The sequence below is a fragment of the Brucella tritici genome (assembly GCF_008932295.1).
Classification (GTDB): domain Bacteria; phylum Pseudomonadota; class Alphaproteobacteria; order Rhizobiales; family Rhizobiaceae; genus Brucella; species Brucella tritici.
The window spans coordinates 1-239 of record NZ_WBWA01000136.1 but is presented as its reverse complement, the minus strand read 5'-3'; the positions used below and the strand labels follow the sequence as shown (position 1 = coordinate 239).

Here is a 239-nt window from a genome sequence, read left to right as displayed (position 1 = left end):
GCACCGAAACCTGCCTGCGTATCCATGGTTATGTTCGTTACGACGCAACCGGCGGTGACCGCGTTTATGCTCGTACGCCTGGCGATCTGGACCGTGACACCTGGGGCAAGCTTGCTCGTGCAACGCTTCGCTTCTCGACCGCTTCGGAAACCGAACTCGGCACTCTGAAGACTTACGTTGAAACCCGTTTCCAGTGGGCTGACGGTAACGATTCCGGCTCCACGGGCACTCTGCGCTTT

The 239-nt window shown here is 58.6% G+C and carries 1 protein-coding gene; it reads left to right on the top strand.

What is annotated here, in order from left to right; all coding sequences use genetic code 11:
• The coding region (locus tag F9K91_RS25785) for a porin (RefSeq protein WP_208852740.1) at positions 1 to 239 on the top strand (239 nt) is incomplete at both ends.